14 protein-coding genes are annotated in these 18,275 nt (G+C 63.4%); 7 read left to right on the forward strand and 7 right to left on the reverse strand.

The features are described 5' to 3' along the window. Positions 1-14: 14 nt before the first annotated feature. The 3 genes from LFT43_RS01525 to LFT43_RS01535 all read right to left on the reverse strand — a co-directional run bounded on the left by LFT43_RS01525 (position 15) and on the right by LFT43_RS01535 (position 6,251). Positions 15-1,583 (reverse strand): sugar ABC transporter ATP-binding protein, encoded by a 1,569-nt coding sequence (locus tag LFT43_RS01525; RefSeq protein WP_395800584.1) that lies wholly within the window; start codon positions 1,581-1,583, stop codon positions 15-17. Positions 1,584-1,742: 159 nt separating this feature from the next. Then, the gene (locus tag LFT43_RS01530) at positions 1,743-2,792 is read right to left on the reverse strand and encodes a substrate-binding domain-containing protein (RefSeq protein ID WP_395800586.1); all 1,050 of its coding nucleotides are present in this window, start codon (positions 2,790-2,792) and stop codon (positions 1,743-1,745) included. Between the two features lie 57 nt (positions 2,793-2,849). Further along, on the reverse strand, positions 2,850-6,251 hold the full coding sequence (locus tag LFT43_RS01535) for a DUF5107 domain-containing protein (protein WP_395800588.1): 3,402 nt from the start codon (positions 6,249-6,251) through the stop codon (positions 2,850-2,852). Between the two features lie 92 nt (positions 6,252-6,343). On the opposite strand from LFT43_RS01535, the gene LFT43_RS01540 reads away from it, so the two are divergent. After that, positions 6,344-7,207 (forward strand): helix-turn-helix domain-containing protein, encoded by an 864-nt coding sequence (locus tag LFT43_RS01540; RefSeq protein ID WP_395800590.1) that lies wholly within the window; start codon positions 6,344-6,346, stop codon positions 7,205-7,207. Positions 7,208-7,270: 63 nt separating this feature from the next. Here the strand turns inward: LFT43_RS01540 and LFT43_RS01545 are convergent, their stop codons facing one another. The 4 genes from LFT43_RS01545 to LFT43_RS01560 all read right to left on the reverse strand — a co-directional run bounded on the left by LFT43_RS01545 (position 7,271) and on the right by LFT43_RS01560 (position 11,735). Then, positions 7,271-7,777 (reverse strand): MarR family winged helix-turn-helix transcriptional regulator, encoded by a 507-nt coding sequence (locus tag LFT43_RS01545; RefSeq protein WP_395800592.1) that lies wholly within the window; start codon positions 7,775-7,777, stop codon positions 7,271-7,273. 29 nt (positions 7,778-7,806) lie between these two features. After that, the gene (locus tag LFT43_RS01550; RefSeq protein ID WP_395800594.1) at positions 7,807-9,537 is read right to left on the reverse strand and encodes an AMP-binding protein; all 1,731 of its coding nucleotides are present in this window, start codon (positions 9,535-9,537) and stop codon (positions 7,807-7,809) included. Positions 9,538-9,776: 239 nt separating this feature from the next. Then, positions 9,777-10,598 carry an ammonia-dependent NAD(+) synthetase gene (gene nadE / locus LFT43_RS01555; RefSeq protein ID WP_395800596.1) on the reverse strand — a complete coding sequence of 274 codons (822 nt, stop codon included), beginning with the start codon at positions 10,596-10,598 and terminating at the stop codon, positions 9,777-9,779. Between the two features lie 114 nt (positions 10,599-10,712). Then, complete coding sequence (locus tag LFT43_RS01560) at positions 10,713-11,735, reverse strand: LacI family DNA-binding transcriptional regulator (RefSeq protein WP_395800598.1); 1,023 nt, start codon at positions 11,733-11,735, stop codon at positions 10,713-10,715. A 185-nt stretch (positions 11,736-11,920) separates the two neighbouring features. Between LFT43_RS01560 and LFT43_RS01565 the strand changes: the two genes are divergently transcribed. The 6 genes from LFT43_RS01565 (at position 11,921) to LFT43_RS01590 (ending at position 18,198) form a co-directional block, all read left to right on the forward strand. Continuing rightward, positions 11,921-13,276 (forward strand): ABC transporter substrate-binding protein, encoded by a 1,356-nt coding sequence (locus tag LFT43_RS01565; protein ID WP_395800600.1) that lies wholly within the window; start codon positions 11,921-11,923, stop codon positions 13,274-13,276. Between the two features lie 12 nt (positions 13,277-13,288). Next, positions 13,289-14,284, forward strand: coding sequence for a carbohydrate ABC transporter permease (locus tag LFT43_RS01570; protein ID WP_395800602.1), 996 nt, complete (start codon positions 13,289-13,291; stop codon positions 14,282-14,284). 83 nt (positions 14,285-14,367) lie between these two features. Then, complete coding sequence (locus LFT43_RS01575) at positions 14,368-15,201, forward strand: carbohydrate ABC transporter permease (protein ID WP_395802849.1); 834 nt, start codon at positions 14,368-14,370, stop codon at positions 15,199-15,201. 2 nt (positions 15,202-15,203) lie between these two features. Beyond that, positions 15,204-16,049, forward strand: a complete 846-nt coding sequence (locus tag LFT43_RS01580; protein WP_395800605.1) for a sugar phosphate isomerase/epimerase family protein — start codon at positions 15,204-15,206, stop codon at positions 16,047-16,049. Then, complete coding sequence (locus LFT43_RS01585; protein ID WP_395800607.1) at positions 16,046-17,290, forward strand: Gfo/Idh/MocA family protein; 1,245 nt, start codon at positions 16,046-16,048, stop codon at positions 17,288-17,290. The genes LFT43_RS01580 and LFT43_RS01585 overlap by 4 nt, the downstream gene beginning before the upstream one ends. Next, the gene (locus LFT43_RS01590) at positions 17,287-18,198 is read left to right on the forward strand and encodes a sugar phosphate isomerase/epimerase family protein (RefSeq protein WP_395800609.1); all 912 of its coding nucleotides are present in this window, start codon (positions 17,287-17,289) and stop codon (positions 18,196-18,198) included. Before LFT43_RS01585 ends, LFT43_RS01590 begins: the two co-directional genes overlap by 4 nt. The last annotated feature ends 77 nt before the right edge of the window (positions 18,199-18,275 follow it).

Below are 18,275 nucleotides of genomic sequence, written 5' to 3' on the forward strand. Positions count from 1 at the left end.
TTCTGGAGTCATGGTCATGAGAGGGGGGCGCTTTCTGAGTAGTCGTGCATGGCGAGGGCAAGGATGGATTCTTCGGTCGCGGTTGCCCGCTCAAGTTCTCCGTTGATCCTCCCTCCTGCCATCACGTAAATGCGGTCGCAGAGGCCGAGCACCTCGGTCAGCTCGGAGGAAACGAGAAGAACAGCAACGCCCGCATGGGCAAGTTGGTCGATGATTGTGTAGATTTCCGCTTTCGCGCCCACGTCGACGCCTCGGGTCGGCTCGTCGAGCACGAGCAGCCTAGGGGCTGTGGCGAGCCAACGCGCCAGCACGACTTTTTGTTGGTTGCCGCCGGAGAGATTCTTGACGAGCTGTTCCGTCGATGGGGTCCTGATGCGCAGTTGTTGGATGAAAGTTTCGGCGAGGGAACGTTCCTTGCGGGCGTTGACGATGGTGAAGCGTGAGAGTGACTTGAGCACGGCAAGAACCATGTTGTCCTTGACCGTTCGCTCCATGATCAGGGCCTCGGCCTTGCGTTCTTCCGGTGCAAATCCGATGCCCGCACGCACGGCGTCGGCGGGGCTGGAGAACCGGACCGACCTGCCATTGATGCTCATCTTTCCGTGTTTTATCGGCCGATCCCCAACGATCGCCTTCATGAGCTCGCTCCGACCGGCACCGACGAGACCGGCGATGCCGATCACTTCGCCGGCGCGAACACTCAAGCTAATGTCACGCACGTCATCGGTCATGACGCCTTCGAGCTCAAGCACAGTCGCCCCGACCTCGCCGCGATTGCGCTGGAAGAGCTCGGACAGGTCCCGACCGACCATCATTCGCACCAACTCGTTATGGTCGGTATCGGCGGTCTTCTTGGTGCCGACGAGTCGGCCGTCGCGGAGCACGGTGATTCGGTCGGCTAGTTGAAAGATCTCATTCATGCGGTGGGAGACGTAACCGATTGCCTTGCCCTCCGCGCGCAGGCCCCGGATAAGCGAGAAGAGGATATTGACTTCGTCGTCGCCCAGCGACGATGAGGGTTCATCGAAACAGATCACGTCTGGCTCATCAATGAGCGCACGCATGATTTCGACGATCTGGCGCTGAGCGGGGGAAAGATCCCGGCCAAGGGTCGCGGGAGAGATCACCCTGTCGAAACCGAATCGCGTGAGCGCCTCGGCCGCGGTTCGTTCGAGATCCCGCACGTTAAAGTGGAGCCCACGATTTGCGATCGCGCCGATATAGATGTTCTCGGCCACGGAGACATGCGGCACAATCTCGGGTTCCTGGGCGATGACCCTTATACCAGCCTGCCTTGAGTGGGCGGGGTCAGTAAATGTGACGGGATTGCCGTCGAGGATGAGCCGACCGGTGTCAGGCTGGTAGTCGCCCGTGAGGATCTTAAGCAGGGTCGATTTGCCGGCCCCGTTTTCGCCCATGATTGCGGTGACCTCGCCGGCGCGCAATTTGAGGTCGACGCCTTGAAGGGCTTTCACCGGTCCAAACGACTTGGCAATTCCTTCGGCGTGAAGAAGGACCCGACCGGGCTCGTCCTGGGGTTCGCCTGGCATGGTTGGCTGGCGATGATTCTTTTCGGTCATCATGATCGTCACCTCCGGGTGGCGGTTCGGCATCTTACTGTGGTGGGTGTCCCGGGTAGGAGCATTTGCCCCGTCGGTTCTTCTGGTCGAGCATGCCAAGTCCGATGACGGTTGACCGTCGTTCGTCTTCGACATGCTCGACCAAAGGCACATCGGTGACTGCTATGTGCAGATGACTCCGGCTTCTTTCCAGTTCGTGCTATTGACGATGGCGGTCTTGGCGATCGACTTGGCAGGTAGCGGGGTCCCGTTGCGGATCAGGGCGACTATCGATGTCAAGGCAGCTTTGCCGACCTCAATTCCCGAGATGAAGAGCGAGGACTTGTTGCCGGTCGTCTGGCCGGCATTCCAGTCCTTGCACGTCAGGTAGGCGCCGAGGCCGACCCCATTGATGTTCTCGGCCACGACCCCTGAGTTCTGCAGTGCCGTGACGACGCCCGTTTCGCTCTCGTCGTTGCAGCCCCACACGACCCAGTGCTTCACATTCGAGTTGCCTGTGATGACGGCGCCTGCTTTGTTTTGCGCATCCGTCGCCGAGTTATCGGTTCCAATGTCGATGACCTTGGGCCCCTCCTTGCCCCCAAGCGCCTTGGTGAAGGCATCGGCCGCACCCGTGGTGCGGTCCTTACACGTCGCGAGGTCCTGCTTGTATGCCGAGATGACCCGCGTATCGGCCGCTGTCCATCCCGACTTGAGGTAGAGCGCTGCGGCTTCCTTGCCGACCAGGTTGCCCATGGCTGTGCCGTCGAAGCCCGCGAACGGGGCCGCCGCGCCGGAGGCATCCGAAATGGTGTCGTCAGCGGCCATTAGCGGGATGCCCGCGTCCTTGGCAGCCGAGATCACCTGTGGGCCAATCTTCTGGTCGGGAACCACGATGACGATGCCGTCCGTCTTCTGGGAGACGGCCAGGTCTACCTGGCTGATCGCCTTGGCTGCGTCGGTTCCGAGGTCGACAACTTTAACTGTGACGTTGCCCAGCTCTTTCGCGGCGGCCTTGGCACCATTGGCCTCGTCGACGAAGTATTGCTGGTCACCCTGTTTTTGGAGGAAGGTGATCGTGATAGGGCCACTTTTGGTTGCACCGGACGGGGATCCCGTCGGGGTCTCTGCTTGGCCGGAAGTGCAGGCTGAGAGCGCGAGGGCAAGCGTGAGTGCGGTGCCGAGAACGAGGCTACGGCGCCTGCCCACGACTCGGGGGTTTGCTGTGTGCATTGAACTGCCTTTTCTTTGGGTGTCTGCCGGCGACTCCGCCGGCAGGGGTTCGACTATTTAGAGGGCGGCCTCGTCAAACGGCAGAGGGGTGCGCGGAACACGCGAGGCCCGGTTCAGTTCGGCGAGTTTGTCACGGAGAATCCTGACCTCCTCGTTTCGGGCCCGTTGCGGGTCGTCGTGGAAGAGAAGCATGGCGGGGAGAGAGGTTGCGAAGAAGTCGATCCGCGTTGGCGTCTCGGTAAGCCGGCGGGTGAACTCCTCGAGCTCGGCGGTGAGGCGGCCAGCCGCCTCGAACTCTCCAAGCCTCTCAAGAGCGAGGATGGAGAAAGAGGTCTGGACGCTGTACGGCTGGGCACTCATGCTCCGGAAATCACCGCTGAAGGATGCCGCCTGCCGCCAGGCCGCCCGGGCGGACGGGGCGTCGCCCGCCGCGGCCAGGGCATCGCCAAGCGCGAGGTGAAGGTCCGCCGAATTGGCGAGCGGGTGTCGGGCCTCGCCCAGGTTCGCCGGGCTGTCGAGGGCTGATCTTAAGTAGGCGACCGCTGCATCCGGTGCCTCGTCTGACATAGCCTGTCCGGCGAGGGCGAGTGCAACCGATTCCCAGACCTGCAGAACTGCGCCTTCCCCGCCCTCCCAGGGCTGGAATCGTCGAGCTGCCAGAATCTCCCGTGCGAGGGTGGCCTCGCCGCTTGCCACGAGCAGGCCGGCATAGCTGATCGTGAGGTCGTCGCGTTCGGACACCACTGCCTCGCGAACTCGAAGCCGTTGGAGGCGCTCCTCCGGGCTCACTCCCGTGCGGCTGGCAAGCTGGTCGAACTCGTACCAGAGCTTGGCGTCCTCGCCCATGATCGCGATGGCCCGTTCGAAGTAGGCCACGGCGGCATCGGGGTTCCCGTCGACGTTATAGGCTGCGATGCCCAGATTTCGGGCCGCGGTTGCCCTCGTCGGAGAGTCGGTATCGGCGTCTAAGGCCTGCCGCCAGCGGGTCGTGGCGATGAAATAGCGCCGTTTGTTGTAGTACCAGTTGCCAAGAAGCAGAGCGGCCCGGCCGTCGCCCGGATCCGAGATGAGGGCGGACTCGAGCACGGCGATATCGTCCAGCCGGGATGCCTGGGCGTAACGACCATCGACTGTCTGGGCCTGGATCCGGGCCAGCCGGGCCTCGTCCTCCCTTCCGAGTGCGGACATTAGTGCCGCGCGATGGTAGGCGATCAGCGGTGCGGCCTGCACCTGCCCGAGCGCCGTTGCGGGTGCGTGTTCGGCCGCGCGGTCAAGGAGGACGAGTGCGCGATCCGTGAAACCGGCGCTCGAGTACTCAAGGGCGATGTCGAGCAGTGTCGGTGCGTCAGCGGTTAACGGGAGGCCCTTGAGGTGCCGGGCCCACTGGTCCAGCGGATCGATCGCGAGCGTTGCGTTCATGACGCTGATCGCCTCGTAATTGCGTCCCCGAGCGCTGAGGAGGACTGCGAGCAGGTCCGCTGCCTGCAGGTGCTCGGCGTCGTGGCGCAGCACCTCGCGCGCAGCGCGCTCGGCGGCGGGGTAGTCACCGGCGCGCGAAGCCATCCGGGCAAGGGCGAATTGTGCCGGGGTACGCCATGCCGCGGACCAGGAGGCTGTGGCCAGGGCCGCGCCGGCCTCCTCGTCGCGCCCCTGGGCGATGAGAGTGAGCCCCAGGCGGTAGTGCGCCTCCCCGTCCGCCGGGCTGGAAACCCGTGAGGTGAGCCGGTCGGTAGCCACACGGAGCAGTGTCTCTGCGACCCCGAAGTTCGCCGCCTGATGGTGCCGACTCGCCAGCGCGATCGAAGAGCGAACATCACCGGAGTCTCGCCGGAGCGCCTCTTCCCAATAGGGTTCGGGCGATCTCGTCGCATGGCGATACTGCTCAAGGTATTGTCCGATGAGAAATAGCTCCTCCACCGATTCCACCTCCCCTGGTACGGGCGGCTCGGTCGCGGCTGGCGGAAGTTCCCGCGGCGCACCCTCGGCCCTGGCGCACCAGCCGACGAGTTCGATGCCATCGCTCTCCACGGAGGTTAACAGTTCCGAGGGCTCGTAGGAGGCATCCAATTTGACGGTCAGCGTGGCAGGAGTGCCCGGGGCGAGTTCGACCGTGCTCTCGTGGAGCACGCGTCCGGCCAGGTCGGAAAGGCGGACGACGGCGGCTGGATGGACTCCGGTGCTGCTCACCCCGATGCGCACGAGGGTTGCGCTCTCGTGGGACTCGAGATCAACCCGCACGGCTGCGGATGTCGTTGCCTGGTGGGCGGGCCCCATGCCGCGGATGGGGAACCAATATTGGCTAAAAGTTTTCGTCTCTCCCGCCGCAATGTAGGAGAAATCGGGTTGGTTGTCGGTGTAGACGCCGGCCATGAGCTCTACATACGGCCCGTCAGTGTCGGTGAGGTTGGCGTCCCAGGCACGCCCGAATTCCGTGTTGCCCCAGGTCCATTGCTTCTTTCCGGGAGCAAGGGCATGGTCGGCGAGATGTACGAAGCCGGATTTCCGGTGATGGTCGTAGCCGCCAAAGAAGTCATCCTGGGTGTCGACTACCATGTACGACGTCGGAACCGTGATGTTGCGGTACCAGTCGAGCCGGTCACCGTCGGGGTTCTCCCGGGAAACCTGCGCTGGGTAGTCCACCCCGTAATAGTGGCCCTCGGCGCGAGGGAAGGTCGTGAATGCGCGCTTCGCGTGATCCGCGACTGCGTGGACATCGGTGGGGAAAAAGGATTGGTACCCGTCGTGGACCCGGACCGCGACGTTGGCCCACCAGAGGAAAGTCTGGGTCTGGTCGCTCCGGTTGTAGAGCCTGACGCGGGCCTCGATGACCGAACTGTCCGGGCGCAGGCGAATTCCGTGCATGCCTTTCATCCGCGCGAACGGATCATGGTCTGAACACCACACAGTGATCGCACCGTCGGCTTCGTGCTCGATTTCAACGTCGGTAGGAAGGAAGGTCGCCGGCCGGTGGTGTTGCGGCCAGTTGAACTCCACACCTCCGGCGATCCAAGGACCGGCGAGGCCAACAAGCGCGGGCTTAATGACGTTGTTTCGGTAGAAGAAATCGTAGTCAGAACTCTTGTCGTACCCCACATGGATGCGTCCGCCGAGCTCCGGCAGGATCATGAGGCGAACCCACTGGTTTTCAAGGTGGATAGCCTGCCACTGGTGCGGGGCCTTCTTATGGCTGAGCTTTTCGTGAAACGGCAGCGGGAAGACCCGGCCCGAAGAACCTTGGTAGACGCGAGATTCCAGAAAGGCCGGATAGATGTCCGGCTCGGCCGGCATATACGTATCGATCGAGACCGGTTCGGACCAAGCGATCACCGGATTGTCGGAAAACTCATCAGGCGTCGGCGGGAGGTCGATGCGCGACGGCGCGGAGTCCACACGGTATCCCGTATCTGGTGCATCGGGAGCGGCTTCTGGCGACCCGAACGGGTACTCGACATTGAACATATCACGATCCTAAGCGCCCCCCAGTGATTGCGGATACTACTAAAGCGATCGTTAAACTGGACAAAACGACGATTCAACTTCACCATGGTGGCATGTATATCGAAGAAGGGTTTCCGGGCCAGAGGCTCCTCGTTCTGCCACGGCCACGGGTGAAAGAAGCGCTCCGGCGCGCAGGGACCGGGCACCTCGTCGTGACTGACTGCGGGTACTTTCCACTGGCGAAGGCACACGGAATCACCCGCGACTCCGCCATTGATCAGGCAGTCATTATCGTCTCTACCCGCGGCACAGGGTGGTGCATTGTCGAGGGTACAAAGCATGCGGTTCAGGCCGGAGATGCGATTATTATTCCCCCGGGCACCCAACACTCCTATGGAGCAGACCCCGACGATCCATGGACGCTCTGGTGGTTGCACGTTGCTGGCAACGATCTCGAAGAGCTACTCCGCGCAGGCGGCATGACCGCAGCGGCACCAGTGCGTCGGCCACAGAATCTCTTCCGAACCGTGTCACTGATCGAAGAGGTGGTCATGTGGATGGGGGACGTGACGTCACTGAGCCTCTTGGCAGCCTCTGGTGCAGCGTGGCATCTGCTGACGCTTCTCACCGCCGATGTCCAGGCGGGGGCACCAGTAGAATCCACCGTGGAACAGGCCATGCAATACCTGCGCACGCACCTCCATGAGAGGGTGTCGATTGCCGACCTCGCTGCCCGGGCCAACCTCAGCCCATCACACTTTGCCGCCGTCTTTCGGAAACAAGTGGGATATCCCGTCCTGAAGTATCAAACGGAACATCGAATGGCACGCGCGCGAGAGCTGCTTGACACGACCGACCAGCCAGTATCGTCAATCGCCCATGCGGTGGGCTACCCCGACGCCTTCTACTTCTCCCGTCAGTTCCGGGCGATCCATCAGATAACCCCTCTGCGCTATCGCGCCCAACACAAGGGGTGAAAATCCCCAGAAACAACGCCATGGACGCAGGAAAAGGGGCGGGGCCTCAATCCAATGGAGGAGTCAGTCCGTAAAGTCTCCGGCGGCCTTGCGGAAGTCTCCCAGCACACGGATCAGGTGTTCGACGTCGTCGTCGCCGAAGCCGGACTGTCCGAACACCTCACTGTTGAGGGCCGCCGTCGCGCGCTTCGCGAGGGTGCGGCCCTCAGCGGTGAGCTCAATCAGCGTGGTGCGCCCGTCAGTTGGGTGCGGGGAGCGGACCACGAGGGCTGCCTTTTCGAGGCGGTCGACGGCGTTGGTCACTGACGTCGGATGCACCTGGAGCAGCGCACTGGCTTTGTTCATGGGCAGCGCGCCGCTGCGGGCGAAGCTGAGCAGCGCCAAGAGTTCGTAACGCGCGAAGGTCAGGCCGAACGGCTTCAGCACACCCTCGATCCGGGCAAGCAGGATCTGCTGCGTGCGCATGATCGCGGTGATCGCCGCCATGGGCGCGGCGACTTCGCCCCAGCCGTGGCGTTCCCAGTTTCGCTGGGCGTCCGCGATGGGGTCGCGGGGGAGCGGGCTGCCCACGGTGCCTCCTGACATTAGTTGGTGGCTGCCTATTCTTTCAGACTCGGGAACTCGTCCTCGGTGTACTCGACGCCCAGTCCTGCAGGCAGCGGACCGTCGCCGTGGCGGGCCACTTCCGTGCCCCGTAGTTCGACACGCCGGATCTTGCCGGAAATCGTCTTGGGCAACTCGCCGAATTCGAGCCGACGGATGCGCTTGAACGGAGCCAGATGCTGCCGGCAGTACCTGAGGATGTCCTCCGCCACAGCGGGCCCAGGCGCGTACCCGGCGGCGAGCACCACGAACGCTTTAGGCACCGAGAGCTTGACCGGATCAGGAGAAGGCACGACGGCGGCCTCCGCCACGGCGGGGTGTTCGATCAGGACGCTTTCGAGTTCGAAGGGGGACAGGCGGTAGTCCGACGACTTGAAGACATCGTCCCCGCGGCCCACGTAGGTGATGACGCCGTTCTCGTCCCGACTGGCCATGTCGCCCGTGTGGTAATAGCCGTCACGGAAGGCCTCTGCGGTCTTTTCCGGGTCGCCGAAGTAGGACTTCATGAGCCCCACGGGGCGAGGGTCCAAGCGCAAGCAGAGCTCGCCGTCGTCGGCCTCTTCACCGGTGGTCGGGTCAACAAGCACAACGTCGTAACCGGGCAATGGCCGCCCCATGGAGCCGGTCTTGACCGGCTGCCCCGGGGTATTGGCGACCTGAACGGTCGATTCCGTCTGGCCGAAGCCGTCACGGATGGTCTGGCCCCAGGCCCTCTCCACTTGCCCGATGACCTCGGCGTTGAGCGGTTCGCCCGCCGAAACCACTTTGGTGGGCGGGGTTTTCAGCAGGGTCAAGTCCGCTTGGATGAGCATGCGCCACACCGTGGGCGGGGCGCAGAAACTCGTGACGCCTTCGTGCTCCATCTGTTCCATGAGGGCCTTGGCGTCGAAGCGATCATAGTTATAGACGAAGACGCAAGCCTCGGCGATCCATGGCGTGAATACGTTGGACCATGCATGCTTGGCCCAGCCGGGGGACGCCACATTGAGGTGGACATCCCCGGGTTCCAGGCCGATCCAATACATGGTGGACAAGTGGCCGACTGGATAGGACGTGTGGGTGTGCTCTACCAGCTTGGCCCGCGACGTGGTGCCGGAAGTGAAGTAGAGGAGCATCGTTTCGTCACCGGCGGTGGGGGCGTCCGGCGTGAACTCGGTCTCGGCGGAATCGGCTTCGCCGTAATGGAAGGCGGCTGGGTGCAGGCCGCCGGCCGGGCCGCCGTCGCCCACCTCGATCAGGGTGTAATCGCCGGGCACTTCGGCGAATTTGGCGATGTTGGCGCTCCCGACGGCGGCCCAGCGGGCGCCGCCGCGCTCCACTCGATCCGTGATGTCGCGTGGGCCCATGAGAGTTGTGGTCGGGATGAGGACCAGGCCGAGTTTGATCCCGGCGAGCATGAGTTCCCACAGCTCCACCTGGTTCCCAAGCATGATGATCATGCGGTCGCCACGGCGGACACCGTTGCCGCGGAGCCAGTTGGCAAGCTGCGAGGACCGTTTGGCCAGCTCGGAGAAGCTGCGGCGGATGGAGCTGCCGTCCTGTTCGACGATGACCAGCGCCGGGTTGTTGGCCGTGCCGGGGTTGGCTGCGATCTGGTCGAACCAGTCGAGGGCGAAGTTGAATTCGCTGAAGCGTGGCCACTGGAATTCGCCATGTGCCTGGGAGTAGTCGGTGCGCAGCTCAAGGAGCCGGTCGCGGGCTGCGCGGAAGTCGTCGGTGACTGTCATTGTCTGCCTTTCGCCCTGCACGGATGGGATCGGCGCGGACCTGGGTCAAGCTGGCCGTGTGATCCGCCTCACCTGCAATATACTAGGACATCCAAGGGTTTGGAAGGGCCCGTGGGACGCAAGTAAACAGGGTGCGGCGGTGCGTGCGGAGCGAGACCGTCGGGACGGCCGTGGGGCTGCGTTCCGGACCGCAGCACCGGGCCCGCACCCACGATTTGAGGCGGGAAGGCCCTAGGAAGCTACTTCCACCAGGTATCGAAAATCGTGACCGGAACGGTCCGCTTGTGCCGGGTGCGCAGGTACTTCTGCTCGATCAGCATTGCGGCGGCCTCGGTGATTTCGCGGCCCTCAAGGTAGTCGTCGATCTGGTCGTAGCTGACGCCGAGTTCATCCTCGTCGGTGCGCCCCGGCTTGCCGTCCAGGAGGTCCGCCGTCGGAATCTTCTCCCAGACCCTGGACGGGGCGCCCAGTTCCGCGAGGAGCGCGCGGTTCTGCCGCTTGTTGAGGCCGAAGAGCGGGAGGATGTCCGCACCGCCGTCGCCGAACTTGGTGAAGAACCCGGTGACGGATTCGGCTCCGTGGTCCGTGCCGATCACCAGGTAATTGTGCTCGCCGGCGAGGGCGTATTGGGCGGTCATGCGGGCCCGGGCCTTCGTGTTTCCCTTATGGAAGTCCGAGATCCGTGCGCCCGTGGTCTTTTCGAACTCGTCCTCGAAGCCGTCGACTGCCCGGGAGATGTTGAACGTCCATTCGGTCTTGGCCTGGATGAAGTCCAGTGCCGCTTGGGCGTCGTCTTCGTCGTGCTGGGCGCCATAGGGGAGCCGGACTGCTACGAAGTTCGCCTCGACGCCCTCGGCTTCGAGTTCCTCGACAGCCAGCTGGGCGAGTCGCCCGGCAAGGGAGGAATCCAGTCCGCCGGAGATGCCCAAAACAAAGCCTTTGGTGTGCGTAGCCTTGAGATATTCCTTCAGGAACGTGACCCGTTTGCGGATCTCCCCGGCAGGGTCGATCCGGGGCTGGACGCCCATTTCCGCAATGATCGTGGCCTGGAGTGTGCGCATGCCCCCAACACTAGTAATGAGTGCTCGGAACACGCAATTCATCACTCCGGGTGTTGTGCCTCACCGCGCGCTCAACCCACCCTGGGGCTGGTCCGGTTGGGGAAGCCGGGCCGTTCAGTGCGCCGGCGCGGCCCCCGTTGACGCCCGGACGGTCAGGTGCGTGGGCATGACCGCCAAGCGCCGGCTGGTTCCGCCGTACTGGGGATTCAGCCGGGAAAGGAGCATGGAGACGGCTACGCGCCCAGCTTGTTCAATAGGCGAAGCCATGGTGGTCAGTGGAGGGTTGCAGAAATCGGCTCCGAAGATGTCGTCGCAACCCACAATGCTCATGTCCTGGGGCACGCGGATTCCGCGTTCGCGCAGCCGCTGCAGCATGCCGATGGCCAGCAGATCGTTGAAGACAATGCATGCCGTGGCCCCCGTGTGCACCGCGGCGTCCGCGGCAGCCGCGCCCGACGTCGTCTTGGGTGCGAACGGCCCCACGCTGGATGTGGTCAATTCCCGTTCCTTGGTCTCAACCTGGAATGCCTGCCACCGCTTGGCGTTGGACCAAGAGGTGGCCGGCCCTCCGACGAAGCAAATCTTCGTGTGGCCAAGCGAGACCAGGTGTTCCAGCGCCTGGATGATGGCCGACGGCGTGTCGATCACCACGGTGGGCGCAATTGCGGGAGCCCGGTTGATGGTGACCAGGGGCTGAAGCGCCGCTGCCTCGGTTAGTTGTTCGTCCGTCAGGCGTGACGCGGCAAGGATGAAGCCGTCCGCTGAGCGGCGCATTTTCTGGAGGGCATCTGCCTCCATCTCTGCTGATTCCTCGGTGTCCACAAGCAGTTGCGTGTAGCCGGCAGCCTTCAGCTGGTGCTGCGTGCCGCGGATGATGTCGAAGTAGAACGGGTTGGTGATGTCCGGGACCAGGACGGCGACGGTTTGCGTGCGTCCTGAGCTCAGTCCGCGGGCCTGGGAACTTGGTATGTAGTTCAATTGCGCGGCTGCTTCTTCGATCCGCTCGCGCGTCACATGGTTCACTCTCCCGGGATTGGTCAATGCCCGCGAGACGGTGGACGTAGCGACTCCCGCGAGCTCGGCGACGTCTCGGATAGTGGGCTGCCTGCCCGGTGACTGGAGCTCTAGTTCTGGCATGGTCTGGGTATTCCTCATCTGCCGCAGCCCCTCAACAATGAGTGACTTGTCCCACAATTGGAGCACCGATGACAATTTTTGGCAATCGCTTGTCATCACAGTTGCGCATGCCTAGACTCGGAGCAATCACCCGATGTGACGCGCACCACGCCATTGAGGTCATCGGGTTTCCAGGGAGGAAAACAATGAAGTTTGCATCGTCCGCCAAATTTGCTGCTGTTGCCCTAACAGCAGCCCTAGCTTTGACCGCCTGCGGAGGCGGGAACAGCAGCTCCGGGGGCAGTGCTGGACCCGTTGACGGAAAGGGCAAGAAACTGAGCGTCCTGACAGGTGTCAACGCCCAGTACTCTGCCCAGCAAAAGCAGTGGTTCACCGACATTGCCGCCAAGTTCAAGGCGCAGACCGGTGCCGACGTCGAGTTCGAAACGTTCGCTTCCGCCAACGATGAACTGACCCGCATCCAGACGTCCGTCGTCTCGGGACAGGGCCCCGACGTGTACAGCCTCGGTACCACTTTCACCCCCACTGCTTACGCGACCAAGGCGTTCGTGATGTTGTCCGACGACGACTGGAAGAAGGTGGGTGGCAAGGACAAGTTCAACCAGGCAGCCCTGGGCATCTCGGGCCCCGACGCCCAGCACCAGGCGGGCATTCCCTTTGTCAGCCGGCCGTTCGTGATGGCCTACAACAAGGACCTCCTGGCCGCGGCCGGGATCGACAAGCCCGCTTCCAGCTGGGATGAGCTCGCAGCCCAGGCCAAGAAGATGACCAACCCGACCACCGGCACGTTTGGCCTGGCCACCGGGTACAAGGACAACTACGACCCCTGGAAGTTCATCTGGGCCATGTCCGTACAGGCAGGCAACCCGCTGGTGGACGGCAAGACGCTCAAGCTTGACGATCCGGCCGTCAAGAAGGCCTACGACACCTACTTCGGTTGGCTCACCAAGGACAAGGTAGTTGACCCGGCTTCCATTGGGTGGAGCAACAGCAACGCCGTTGCCGCTTTTGCCTCAGGCAAGGCAGGCTACTTGATGATGACGACGTCGAGTTCCCTCCCGACACTCGAGAAGTCCGCTGTTGCGGGTAAGTATGCCTACGCAACCATGCCGACGACGGCACCCGGCCAGACGTCGCCGCAGGGAGACTCCGCGAACGCGGCCAGCATCCTTTCCGGTGACAACGTGGTTGTTGCCGACTACTCGAAGCAAAAGGACCTGGCTTTCGCGTACGTCAACCTCATCACGTCCAAGGACGAGCAGCTGAACTACCAAAAGATCTTCGGAGACCTGCCGGCCAACGCCGAGGCCCTGAAGTCACTGGACAACCCGGCACTGAAACCGGTTGCCGATACCGCTGCAAAGTCCAAGGCCACGCCGTTCACCGGCGCTTGGGGCGACATCCAGCTGGCTCTCCTGAACGTCGTGGTCCAGTCGATCCCGGACCTCTCCAAGGGTTCCGTGGACGATTCGAGCCTGCAGGCCCGCCTCAAGGACGCGCAAACCAAGGGCCAGGCCTCACTTGACCGGGCCTCGAAGTAAGTAGGAACTGACATGTCCACCGATTCATTGACTGCGGGCAAGGCATCGCGCCGCAAATCGTCCCATGCTGCCAAGCCGGGCCCGCAGTCGCCGGAGAACGCGCCGCGGCGCCGCAAGGGGCTGAGCGAGCGCAACCGCCCTTTGTGGATGCTGATTCCGGGCGGCCTGCTGATGGTGATCATCATCGTGGTGCCGCTCCTGCTCGGCATCTTCATGTCGGGGCTGGACCTGGACCAGTACTCGCTGCGCAAGTGGGTCAGTGCTCCGTTCATCGGAGTGCAGAACTTCGTTGAAGCGCTGACCGCATCGCCTTTGCTGCACTCCATCTGGCTCAGTGTCAGCTACTCGCTGCTCGCCATGGTGGTCACGATCCCGCTAGGCATCGCCGGCGCCGTCGCGACCCAGAACGCATTCAAGGGCCGCGCAGTGATCCGTTCCATCTTCCTGATCCCTTATGTCCTGCCATCCTTCGTGGTGGCCACGGTGTGGCGGACCATGTTCCAGCCGGGCAGCGTCATCGACTCGGCGCTGCATTCCGTCGGTATCGACACCGGACTCTGGCTCAACGGGCCGCAGTCATTTTGGACCTTGATCCTGGTCCAGATCTGGGCATCGTGGCCGTTCGTCTACTTGCTGGCGTTGTCCGGACTGCAGTCCGTGGACCATGAGGTCCACGAGGCTTCGGCCCTGGACGGTGCACTGTGGTGGAACAAGCTCCGCTACGTGGTCTTCCCCTACCTGAAGGGCCCGCTGGCCTTGGCGTTCCTGATCGGCATGCTCCACCACATCAACAACTTCACCTTGCCGTTCGTCCTCTTCGGGGTACCCGCCCCGTCCGACGTCGAGCTCCTCCCGATCCTCACCTACGTCACCAGCTTCCAGAGCTTCAGGTTCGGACTCAGCGCGGCCATGGCGTTCATTTCGCTGATCCTGATCGCGATCCCCTTGTTCGTCTATCTGCGGGCCGTCAAACTCGACGACGCCGAAACCCCCGGAGGCAAAAAGTGAGCACCGCAACTACCGCCGTCGGACGCCGTTCGAGCGAAGACTTCCGCCCGGGCTCCAAACGCCAGCACGAAGTCACCCGGCTCATGCCAGGACCCATGCTTGCCATCATCCTGACCCTGCTGTGTGCCCTGGTGCTCATTCCGGTGGCCTACATCTTCCTGGCATCCGTCAACTCGGACATCGGCGTGGCCCGCGGCGAGTTCCTCCCGTCCACGTTCTCCTTCGAGAACTACGCCAAGATCTGGACCAGCGTTGGATTGGCCACTGGCCTGGCCAACAGCGTGCTCGTTGCCGGCTCCACGGCCGTGGTCTCCGCGCTGATGTCGATCGCCACCGCATACGTCCTGGTCCGCTACCAGTTCCGCGGGCGCCTGACGATCCTTCGTGGGCTCCTGGCCCTTCAATCAGTGCCGGGCACCCTCATGGTGCTTCCGGTATTCGTGCTGTTCTCGTCGGCCGCCAGCTACCTTGGCATCCAGGTGATCGGTACCCAGTGGGGCCTGTTCGTGACCTACCTGACGTTCGCAATGCCGTTCTCCACCTGGGTGATGGTCACCTATCTGCGCGGACTGCCGCGCGAACTCGAAGAAGCTGCAAGGATCGACGGCGCCAGTAACCTCGGCGTGTTGGTCCGGATCATCCTCCCGCTGAGCTGGCCCGGCGTCGTTGTTTCCGGTATTTTCGCGTTCCTGCTCGGCTGGAACGACGTCTTGTTCGCCTCAGTCATGACGCGGCCCGAAAGCCAGACGGCCGCCGTCGCACTCCAGGTCTTCGGTGCCTCGCAAGAAGGCGGGGCGATTCCCTTCTACGGCCAGATGATGGCGGCTTCCCTCGTGTGTGCTGCCCCGGTGGTCATCCTGTACTTGATTTTCCAGCGTTACCTAGTGGGCGGCCTGACCGCCGGAGGAGTTAAGTAGTTATGAGCACGCCAGCTGTTGAATGGGAGCTCTCGGGCTTCGGCGACGAGATCGACGACGACCCCAAGATCCAGATTGCCGTGATGCAGGCACTGGGAGCCAACCACATTGAAGTCCGCAGTGCCTGGGGCACCAATATCGTGGATCTGGACAACGCGCAGCTTGGTGAACTGAAGTCCTTGCTGGATGCCGCGGACATGAAAGTTTCCGCGATCGCCTCGCCGATCGGGAAGGTGGACGTCTCCCTTCCCGTGGAACACGAGGTGGAACGGCTCCGCAGGGCTGTCAACGCCGCACATGTCCTTGGATCCCGCTACATCCGGATCTTCTCCTTCTACTACGGCGAAGACGTGGCGGTTGAGAGCATCCGGGATGACGTTATCGAACGCATGCGTGCCCTCGCGGACGTTGCTGAAGAGTCCGGCGTCGTCCTGTTGCACGAAAACGAGAAGGACATCTTCGGTGACATCCCGGAGCGGATCCTGGACATCATCGAATCCGTGGATTCTCCGGCACTGAAACTCGCTTGGGATGCGGCCAACTTCGTCCAGGTGGGCGTCAAGCCCTTCGACGAGGGGTACGCCAAGCTGCGCCCGCACCTTGAATATCTGCAGGTCAAGGACGCGCTGTTCTCGAACGCCACCGTGGTCCCGGCGGGCGAGGGCGACGGCGATGTCCTCCGCACCGTCGAGGCCCTGAAAGCCGACGGCTACACCGGCTTCGCCAGCCTCGAACCGCACTTGGCCGGTGCCCACGGATTGGGCGGTTTCTCCGGCCCGACGGCGTTTGGCATCGCCGCGAGGGCGTTCGCGAAAGTTCTGAGCGAAGCAGGAGTGGAAACTAAGTGACTGAGGAAAACTTGAGCCCCGGCGGCAGCGGCGTGTCCGGCGCGTCTGGCGCACCAATTCACGCTGCAATCGTGGGATGCGGAGTCATCGGCCGCACGCACGCGGCTGCGGTCCGGGAGTTTCCGGAGGTCGTCATCACGGCACTCGTGGATGAGATTGCAGAGGCTTCCGAGGCGCTCGCCGCCAAGATCGAAGACCAAGGTGCCCCGAAACCGGCGGTTTTCCTGACGCTGGCCGAGGCGATCGCGGCAGCCCCCGTGGACTTGGTCATCGTCGCGACGCCCAGCGGGCTCCACATCCAGCAAGCGCTGGAAGCGCTCGATGCCGGCAAGCACGTCGTGATCGAAAAACCCCTTGACGTCGACTTGAGCCGGGCGGACGAAATCATTGTCGCGGCCAAGGCTGCCGAGGCCAAGGGCTTGGTGGCCACCGTGATCAGCCAGCACCGCTTCGATCCGGCCAGCAGGGTGGTGGACGAGGCCCGCCGTGCCGGACGCTTCGGTACCCTGACTTCCGCCGTCGCTTCGGTCAGCTGGTGGCGGAGCCAGGGCTATTACGATTCCGGCGCCTGGCGCGGAACCTGGGCGATGGACGGCGGCGGCGCCATCATGAACCAAGGCGTCCACACCGTGGATCTGCTCTTGTGGTTCCTCGGCCGGCCCGTCGAGATCAGCGCCAAAACTGCGCTGCTGGCGCACGAAGGCGTTGAAGTCGAGGACACCGCTGTGGCCACCGTGACGTTTGAGTCAGGCGCACTTGCCGTACTGCACGCCACGACGGCGGCGTACCCGGGCCTGACGGTTCGCCTGCAGGTTATGGGAAGTAAGGGTTCCGCGGTGATCGACAACGACGATCTCGCATATTTCCACGCCTCCGACGCAGCTGATCCGGCGGAGAGCAGCGCCATGGGCATCCTCGGCGGCGGGAACCAGGCCGCCGTCGAACTCGCCAAATACCCGGACGACAAAGTGGAAGCACTGGACCCAACCGTCTACCCGGCCGGACACGTCCGCCAATACCGCGACATTGTTGCGGCGATCCGCGCAGGCCGCCCCGCCGGGGTTACCGTCCAGGACGCCGTGACCGCCCTTGCCACTGTGCGGGCCCTGTATGTCTCGGCCACCCTGGGCCAGCCCGTGCTGATCGCCGATGTCATTGCAGGCAAGTACCAAAATGTGGAGGTCCGCACCGGCAGCGCCGGCGCTGACACCGCTTCCCACCGGCAGGGGGTTTCGGCATGAAGTTTTCCGTCTTCACCGCATCCACGCCCGAATGGTCGCCCGAAGAAGCCGCCACAAAGCTCGCTGCCCAGGGCTGGGACGGCATCGAATGGCGGGTCACCGATCAGGCGGAGGCGGCAGAACCAGGCTTCTGGGCCGGGAACCGTGCCACCTGGCCCATGACGGGTTTGGAGGATTCGATCCCTGAGATTGCCCGCCTCACCGCGGCGTCGGGGCTCGAATTCTCGGGTCTCGGCGGCTACGCCCGCTGCGACAACCACGACGACGTCGATCGTGTCCTCGCTGCCACTGCTGCCTTGGGTGCCAAGCAAGTTCGCGTGAACGTGTTGCCGCTGGGCAACTCCAACATGGGTGGCCAGGAACCCACCGGCCTGTCCTACCCGGAGCTCTTCCAATCCACCCGGGAACACTACGAGTGGATTGCCGCCCGCGCTGCACACCACGGTGTCAAGGCGCTCGTGGAACTGCACCATGGAACTGTGACGGCCTCGGCGTCTTCGGCCCGGCGATTGCTGGACGGACTGGATCCCCAGCACGTTGGCGTTATCCACGACCTTGGCAACTTGCTGATTGAGGGCTGGGAATCACCCCTGCCTGCACTCCAGCTCCTTGGCCCTTACTTGGCACATGTCCACGTAAAGAACGCCCGCTGGGTCCGCACCGACATGAAGGACGAATCCGGCGCGGCCGTGTGGGTCAACGAATGGGCTCCCTTGTCCGAGGGGCAGGGAAGCGTCCTCGGCTACTTCCGGGCGCTCGCAGAGGTTGGCTACGACTCCTGGGTCACGCTGGAGGACTTTTCCACCGAGCTTCCTTTGGAGGAACGGACGGCGTCGAACCTGGCGTACGTCCGCAAGGCAGCCGCGCTGGCTGGGCTCGCCGTCGTCGATCCCGCTCCGGCGCCCTGACGGATCGGCTCTCTTCGAAGCTGAAACGCAGCAGCGGCTTGCCTTTCGTAGGCAAGCCGCTGCTGGGTTGTTTGGAG

Origin of the sequence: Arthrobacter sp. FW306-04-A, assembly GCF_044358315.1 — a bacterium.
Taxonomy (GTDB): domain Bacteria; phylum Actinomycetota; class Actinomycetes; order Actinomycetales; family Micrococcaceae; genus Arthrobacter.